Raw genomic sequence first — 8734 nt, 5'->3', positions numbered from 1 at the left:
ACCCTCGCCGCCCAGCGCGAAACCGTCCTTCGACTGCTGGAGAAGCGTGCCAACGGGGGGCCCCCCCCCCCCCCCCCCCCCCCCCCCCCGGGGGGGGGGGGGGGCGGCGGCCCCCCCCCCCCCCACCCCCGACCCGACGGGAGGACTGGCGCGATGACCAAGGCCGGTGTCCGTACCGGTTCCGGCGAGCCGATGTCCGCGGTCAAACGCGAACTGCTCGCCAAACTGCTGGCCGGGGGCGGGAGGTCGCAGGGGACACAGCGGCGGATCCCGGCCGCGCCGGCCGACGTGCCGGCCCGGCTCTCCTTCTCCCAGGAGCGGGTCTGGCTGACAGGTCAACTCGCCGGTGACGTCCCGGTGTTCAACCTCGGCGGTGCGGTCCGGCTGCGGATGCCGATCGACCCGGCGGAGGTGGCCGACCGGCTCGCCGAGGTGGTGGCCCGGCACGACAGCCTGCGCACCGCCATCGAGGTGGTCGACGGGCAACCCCGCCCGGTGGTCGCCGACACGGTGCCGGTGGCGGTGCCGTTGACCGACCTGACCGGGGTCCCGGACGCCCTCGACGGTATCGAGGGGCGCATCCGGGACGTCGTGCTGCGCCGCTACGACCTCGCCCGGGCACCGCTGTGGCGGATGGAACTGATCCGGCTGGCCGCCGACGACCACGTCCTGGTCACCGCCGCCCACCACGTCGTCGCCGACGCCGCCTCGCTGATGATGCTGATGTACGAGACGGCGCTGCCGCACCACCGCCCCCCGGTGCCCGTCACGTACGCCGACTTCGCCGCCTGGCAGCGCGAGGGCGTCGAGTCGGGCCGCCACGACGACCAGCTCGCCTTCTGGCGGGAGAAGCTCGCCGACCTGCCGCCCCCGCTGGAGCTGCCCGCCGACCGGCCCCGCCCGGCCGAGCCGGACTACGCCGGGGCGACGCTGCTCACCACAGTCGGGGCGAGGACCGCCGAGGCGCTGCGGGACCTGGCCCGCGCCGAGGACACCACCGCCTACACCGTCTGCCTGGCCGCGCTGAAGGTCCTGCTGGCCCGGGCCACCGGCCGTACCGACGTCGCCGTCGGGGTGCAGGTCTCCGGGCGTACGCTGCCGGAGCTGCAGAACCTGGTCGGCATGTTCGTCAACGTCGTGCCGGTGCGGACCCGGGTCTCCTCGTCGGCCGACCGGGAGCCGTTCCGTGCCGTCGTGGGGCTGGTCCGGGCCGGGCTCGCCGAGGCCATGGCCCACCAGGACGTCCCCTTCGAGACGCTGGTCCGTCAGCTGCGCGGCGACACCGACCGCAGTGTCCCGCCCCTGGTGCAGGTCGCCTGCAACATGCCGGTGCAGGACACCGACCACCCGGTGGGGGAGGAGATCCCGCAGCCGATCGCGCCCGGCGGGTCCCTGCTCGACCTGACCGTGCACCTGATCCCCCGCCCGGACGGCTCGCTGGAGGTCCAGTTCGAGTACGCCACCGCCCTGTTCGACGAGTCCACGGCGGCCCGGCTCCAGGCGGAGTACGTCCGGCTGCTCGACGCCGTCGGTGCCGACCCGGACACCGACTGGCGGCGGGTGGACCTGCTCGGCGAGCCGGGTCGGCAGGCGGCCCTCGACGCCGCCACCGGCGACGAACCGGCAGGTGACCCGTCGGAGCTGCTGCCCGCCCTGGTGGCCCGACAGGTCGCCGAGACGCCGGACGCCCCCGCCGTGCAGGCCGGCTCGGACGTGGTGACGTACGCGCAGCTCGACGCCGCCGCGTTCGACCTCGCCGGGCAGCTGCGCCGCCACGGGGTACGCCCCGGCGCGATCGTCGCCCTCTGCCTGGACCGCAGCCGGGACCTGGCGGTGGCCACCCTGGCAGCCTGGCGGGTCGGGGCGGCGTTCCTGCCGGTGGACACCGACCTGCCGCCCGCCCGGTGGGGGCGGCTGTTGGAGCTCTCCGGTGCGGCGGCCGTCGTGGCCGACCCGGACCGGCACGAGGCGCTACGGGCCGCCGTACCGCAGGGGTGCGTCCTGGTGCCCACCGCCGCCGCCGACGACGACGAGGCCGACCTCGGCCCGGACCGGCGCTGCGCCGACCTCGACCCCGCCGACGCGGCGTACGTCATGTTCACCTCCGGCTCCACCGGGGTCCCCAAGGGGGTGGTGGTCACCCACGGGGCGATCGCCAACCGGGTCCGCTGGTCGGTGCGGGCGCAGGAACTCGGCAGGCACGACCGGATCCTGGCCAAGACCCGGGTCGGGTTCGACGCCGCGGTGCTGGAATGGTTCGCCCCGCTGGTCTGCGGCGCGACGGTGGTGATGGCCGAACCCGGCGTGGAACGGGACCCGGCGGGACTGGTCCGGGCGGTCGCCGACGCCGAGGCCACCGTCCTGCAACTCGTCCCGTCGGTGTTGCGGGCGATGCTCGACCAGTCCGGCTGGTCCGGCTGCAACGCCCTGCGGCAGGTCTGGTCGGCCGGGGAGCCCCTCGACTTCGCCCTGGCGCGGCGGCTCACCGACCGTGCCCCAGTGACCGTGTGGAACACCTACGGCCCGACCGAGTGCGCCATCGACGTGACCGCCCACCGGGTGCCGACCGAGCCGACCACCGGCCCGGTGCCGATCGGGCGTCCGGTCGACGGGGTCCGTGCCCTGGTGCTCGACGCGTACGGGCAGCTCACCGCAGCCGGCGTCGCCGGGGAACTGCACGTCGGCGGGGTGGCTGTCGGCCGGGGCTACCTGGGCCGACCCGACCTGACCGCGGAACGGTACGTGCCCGACCCGTACGGCCCGCCCGGTGCCCGCCTGTACCGCACCGGTGACCTGGTCCGCCGCCGCCCCGACGGGGTGTTGGAGTTCGTCGGGCGGGTCGACGAGCAGGTGAAGGTCAACGGGGTCCGGGTGGAGCCGGCCGAGGTGCGCGCCGCCCTCGCCGAACACCCAGGGGTCCGGCAGTGCGTCGTCGTCGGGCGCACCGGCGCCGACGGGTCCCGCCGGTTGGTGGCGTACGTCGTCGCCGACGGCGTCGACCCGGCGCAGCTGCGGACGTTCCTGCGCGCCCGACTGCCCGAGGCGATGGTGCCCGGGGTGGTGGTGCCGATGTCGGAGCTGCCGTCGACCCCCAACGGCAAGGTCGACAGGTCGGCGCTGCCCGCCCCGGAGTCGGCTGTCGACCCGGTCGCCTTCGTGGCCCCGGTGACCGCCGCCGAACAGGCCGTCGCGGCGGCCTGGGCGGAGGTCCTCGGCGTGGCCCGGGTCGGTCTGGACGACGACTTCTTCACCCTCGGCGGACACTCCCTGCAACTCGGGCAGCTCGCGGTGCGGCTGCGCGAACGCAGCGGCGTGGACCTGCCGATCCGGGACCTGTTCGCCGCCCTGACCGTCAGGGGGCACGCCGCCCTGGTCGACGCCGGGCAGGCCGACGAGGACCCCGACGCGGTGCCGGCCCGGCCGGTGCCCCCGGTCACGCCGGTCGCCGGGGACGGGCCGCAGCCGCTCTCGTCCGGGCAGCGTCGACTGTGGTTCCTCGACCGGCTCAACCCGGGCAGCATCGAGTACCTCACCCCGGTCCTGGTGCCCCTGCCCGGCCCGGTGGACCTCCCCGCCCTGGAGCGGACCCTACGGGACCTGGTCACCCGGCACCCGACCCTGCGCACCAGGTACGTCCTCGTCGACTCCGACCCCGTCCAGGTGGTCGACGCGCCGACCCCCGTACCGCTGCGGGTGGTCGACGTGGCGGGCCGGGTCACCGGGGCGGCCTTCGCCGACGACCTGGGTCGGGGCTTCGACCTGGGACAGGGACCGGTCCTGCGGGCGGTGCTGGCCCGCCCGACCGACGGCGACCCGGTGCTGCTCCTGCTCACCCACCACATCGCCGCCGACGGCTGGTCCACCGACCTGATCGTCCGCGAGTGCACCGCCGGGTACGCCGGGCACCGCAGCGGCGACGGCCCTCCGACCCTGCCCGCCCTGCCGGTCCGGTACACCGACTTCGCCGTCTGGCAGCGCACCTTCCTCACCGGGGAGGTACGGGGTCGGCAGCTGGACCACTGGCGCACCCAGCTCACCGACCTGCCCCCACTGGAGCTGCCCACCGACCGGGTCCGCCCGGCGGCCCGGGACCCGCGCGGCGGGGCCGTCGCCTTCGAGGTGCCCGACGAGGTGGCCCGCGCGGTGCAGGCCGTCGGCCGGGCCCGGGGTGCCAGCCCGTTCATGACCCTCCTCGCGGCGTACGCGGTGCTGCTGTCGCGCTACAGCGGGCAGGTGGACTTCGGGGTCGGGTCGCCGGTCGCCGGTCGACCCCGCCCGGAGCTGGACGGCCTGGTCGGGATGTTCATCAACACCCTGGTCCTGCGCTGCGACCTCTCCGGCGACCCCCGCTTCACCGACCTCCTCGACCGGGTGCGCGCGACGACCATGGCCGCCTTCGCCCACCAGGACCTGCCCTTCGAGCAGGTCGTCGAGGAGCTCGGCACCGACCGGGACCTGTCCCGCAACCCCTTCTACGACGTGCTGTTCGACCTGCACACCGACGGACACGCCGGGGTCGTGCCCGGTGACGGGATCGACGAGGTGCCGTTGGCCGCCCGCCAGGACCTGGGGCTGATCGTGCGTCGGCACGCCGACGGGTCCCTCAGCGGTCGACTGGAGTACGCCTCGGCCCTGTTCGACAGGACCACCGCCGAGCGCCTGGTCGGGCACTACCTGCGGCTGCTGGCGCAGGTCGCCGCCGACCCGGACGTGGTCGTGGCCGACCTGGACCTGCTCACCGACGCCGAGCGGACCCGGATGGCCGGGCAGTGGAACGCCACCGACCGTCCGGTGCCCCCGCAGACCCTGGCCGGGCTGCTGCGGGAGCAGGCGGCCCGGACCCCCGACGCCCCCGCAGTGGTCTTCGAGGGGGCCACCCTCAGCCACGCCGAGGTGGACGCCCGCAGCGACCGGCTGGCCGCCGCGCTCGTCGCCCGGGGTGCCGGCCCGGAACGGCGGGTCGCAGTGGTCCTGCCCCGGTCGCCGGAGCTGGTGATCGCACTGGTGGCGGTGGTCAAGGCCGGTGCGGCGTACGTCCCGGTCGACCCGGGGTACCCGCCGGAGCGCATCGCGTACCTGCTCGACGACGCCCGCCCCGAACTGGTGGTGACCCGCACCGCGGTGGTCGGGGCGCTGCCCGCGCAGCACCCGCCGCTGCTGCTGGTCGACGAACCACTGCCGGCCGAGGGCGGTACGGCCCCGACGCCCCCGCTGCCGGGACACCCGGCGTACGTCATCTACACCTCCGGCTCCACAGGCCGCCCGAAGGGGGTGGTGGTGCCGCACGAGGGGATCGTCAACAGGCTGCTGTGGATGCAGGACCGCTACGGCCTCACCGGCGACGACCGGGTCCTCCAGAAGACCCCGTCGTCGTTCGACGTGTCGGTGTGGGAGTTCTTCTGGCCGCTGGTCACCGGGGCGGTGCTGGTCCTGGCCCGCCCCGAGGGGCACCGCGACGCCGGGTACCTCGCCGACCTCGTCACCCGGGAACGGATCACCACGCTGCACTTCGTACCGTCGATGCTGGCGGCCTTCCTCGGTCACCGCGCCGCGCCCGGGTGCACCGGGCTGCGTCGGGTGATCGCCAGCGGGGAGGCGCTCACCCCGGCGCTGCGGGACCGGTTCGTGACGGTGCTCCCCGGCGTCGAACTGCACAACCTGTACGGCCCGACGGAGGCCTCCGTCGACGTCACCGCCGCCCGGTGTGACGACGACCGCCCCGGCGACCCGGTGCCGATCGGCCGACCGGTGTGGAACACCCGCCTGTACGTCCTCGACACCGAGCTGCGGCCGGTGCCGACGGGGGTCCCCGGTGAACTGCACCTGGCCGGTGTCCAACTGGCCCGGGGCTACCTGGACCGACCCGACCTGACCGCCGAGCGGTTCGTCCCGGACCCGGCGGGTGGGGGTGGCCGCCTCTACCGCACCGGTGACGTCGTCAGGTGGCGCGACGACGGGGCGGTGGAGTACCTCGGGCGCACCGACGACCAGGTCAAGATCCGGGGCCACCGGGTCGAGCCGGGCGAGGTGCAGGGGGTCCTGCTCACCCACCCCGGGGTGGCCGAGGCGGTCGTCACCGCCGTCGACCGGGGCGGCGACACCCGCCTGGTGGCGTACTGGACACCTGCCGGTGGGGCCGAACCCGACGCCGACGACCTGGCCGAACACTGCTGGGACCGGCTGCCCGAACCGATGGTCCCGCAGCTGTGGGTACGCCTCGACGCGCTGCCGCTGACAGCGAGCGGGAAGGTCGACAGACGGGCGCTGCCCGCCCCCGACACCGGCACCGATCCGTCGGGCACCGAGCCCGTCGCACCCCGTACCGTCGCCGAGGAGCGGCTGCTGGCCGTCTGGACCGAACTGCTCGGCGTCGACGTCGGCGTGCAGCACAACTTCTTCGCCGCCGGTGGGCACTCGATCCTCGCCGTACGGCTGCTGTCGCGCATCGCCGAGGAGTTCGACGTGGACCTGCCGATGCGGCTGGTCTTCGAGCGGCCCACAGTGGCCGCCCTCGCCGAGGCGATCGAGGAGGAGATCCGGTCCGAGATCGCCGACCTGACCGACGACGAGGTGGCGGCGATCGAACCGTCCACCGACCCCGAACCCGACACCTGGCACCCGGGATGGACACGATGAGCACCGAGCCGCTGTACCTCAAGCCCAACGTCCGGATCGAGGGGCTGGTCAACCAGTTCGTCGCCTGGACCCACGTCTACACGCCGGTATCCGGCGCGATGAACCTCGCCAACCTCCTCCTGCCGATCATGGACTCGTACGTCCAACGGCCGGACGTGCACCTGGCGGCGGTGGCCAACCCGAAGATGAGGGGCGGCTTCTTCATCAACGCCGAGGCGTCCCGCGTCGACGAGGTACGGGACCTGCGCGACCGGATCGTCCGGGACGAGTCCGCCGCGATCGCCTTCGCCGCCGCCGTCAAGAACGCCGAGGACCTTCTGCGCGCCCAGGCCACCGGATACGACCTGTCCCCGCTGTACGCCCAGCTCCCCCCGGAGCTGCGCGGGTACGTGGAGCTGGTCTACGACCTCAACCACCAGCCGACCCTGCGGTTCCTGGAACCCCTGCTCTACCGCAGCGCGGTGCACCGTCGGGAGCGGGAGGCGATCGAACTCTCCCTCGACGACGGCAGCGAACCCCCGTTCATCCTGAGCACCCCCCGGTTGGCCCGCGACGGTCACCTGCAGCTGCCCCTCCCGCTGGACCACACCGGCATCGACGAGCTGTTCGCCCTGCGGAGCACCCCCCAGCCCCTGGAGCAGGTGGCGAAGGCGCTGGAGATCACAGGCGCCGAGCAGGAGGCGACGCTGCGCGCCCTGCTCACCACGGAGTCGACCCTCGCCCCGGACCGGCACATCGACTCCGGCGGCCGGATCCGCTACTTCGGGCACGCCTGCCTGCTGCTCCAGTCGCCCTCGACGTCGATCCTCGTCGACCCGTTCATCAGCTCCAACCCGGCCGCCGGTGACCGGTTCACCTACGTCGACCTGCCCGACCGGATCGACTACTGCCTGATCACCCACGCCCACCAGGACCACGTGGTGCTGGAGACGCTCCTGCAGCTCCGGCACAAGATCGGCACCGTGGTCGTCCCCCGCAACGGCGGCGGCCAGCGCCAGGACCCGTCGATCCGGCACTACCTGGAGCGGGTCGGGATGACCGTCCGGGAGGTCGACGACCTCGACGAGCTGCCCTTCGACGGCGGCACCATCGTCTCCGCCCCGTTCTTCGGTGAGCACTGCGACCTCGACATCCGGGCCAAGAGCAGTTACTGGGTGAACATCGCCGGCCGGTCGGTCTTCGTCGGCGCCGACACCTCCGGGCTGGAGTCGCACCTCTACACCCGCATCCGCGAGGCGGTCGGCCCCACCGATGTGGCCTTCATCGGGATGGAGTGCGACGGCGCCCCGCTGACCTGGCTCTACAGCGCGCTGTTCACCCAGCCGGTGCCGCGCAAGATGGCGCTGACCCGCAAGCTGTCCGGCTCCAACGCCGCCCAGGCCACCGGGATCCTCAAGCAGCTCGGCGCCCGGGAGGCGTACGTGTACGCGATGGGCCAGGAGGACTGGCTGCAACACGTCATGGCCACCAGCTACACCCCCGAGTCGTACCAGCTGCTCCAGGTCGCCGAGTTCCTCGACACCTGCCGGCGCGACGGCGTGCACGCCGAGCACCTGCTGGTGCGCAAGGAGATGCGGTGGTGAACGCGGTGACGTCGGCCGCCCCCGACGTGGGTCTGCACGTCGGGGTCCTGCTCGACACCGGGCCGACGGCCGAGGAGGTCGCGGCGATGACGGACCTGTTCCGGCAGCGGGGGATGACTGCCGTCGCCGAGGGCCACTCGTACGGCGGACCCCCGCCGACGTCGGCCTTCCTGATCGTGCTCACCGCACCCCTGGCCCCGTTCCTGGACGGCTTCGCCGACGACGCCGACGGGTGGCGGTCACTGCGGGAACTGGTCGACGCCCTCCAGGCGATGCGCTCCGACCCGGGACGGTGGGGGCGCGCCCACGAGGTACGCCTGGAGGACGCCAGCAGCGGACACGCCGTGGCACTCGAACCCGACCTGCCCGAGGCGGCGTACCGGGCGCTGATGGAGGTCGACCTCTCCGGCCTGGACCAGTGGTCGATCCCCGTCCGGTTGGAGTGGCAGCAGGCCCGGCTGACCTGGACGGCCCGGATGACGACGGTCCCGCTGCGCTTCTCCCGCCGCCCGCCC

At 74.1% G+C, this 8734-nt stretch carries 3 protein-coding genes; all 3 read left to right on the top strand.

Going from position 1 to position 8734, the window contains the following annotated elements; genetic code table 11:
• Positions 1–153: 153 nt before the first annotated feature.
• Positions 154–6636, top strand: a complete 6483-nt coding sequence (locus ABT336_RS25800; RefSeq protein ID WP_350899940.1) for a non-ribosomal peptide synthetase — start codon at positions 154–156, stop codon at positions 6634–6636.
• A complete protein-coding gene (locus ABT336_RS25795; protein ID WP_350899938.1) occupies positions 6633–8219 on the top strand; it encodes an MBL fold metallo-hydrolase in 1587 nt (528 codons plus the stop codon). Before ABT336_RS25800 ends, ABT336_RS25795 begins: the two co-directional genes overlap by 4 nt.
• The coding region (locus ABT336_RS25790; protein ID WP_350899936.1) for a hypothetical protein at positions 8213–8734 on the top strand (522 nt) is incomplete at its 3' end. The genes ABT336_RS25795 and ABT336_RS25790, both read left to right, overlap by 7 nt.

This window comes from Micromonospora sp. NPDC000207 (assembly GCF_040300925.1).
Lineage (GTDB): Bacteria > Actinomycetota > Actinomycetes > Mycobacteriales > Micromonosporaceae > Micromonospora.
The sequence above is the reverse complement of the archived record's forward strand: the minus strand, read 5'-3'. Positions and strand labels throughout refer to the sequence as shown.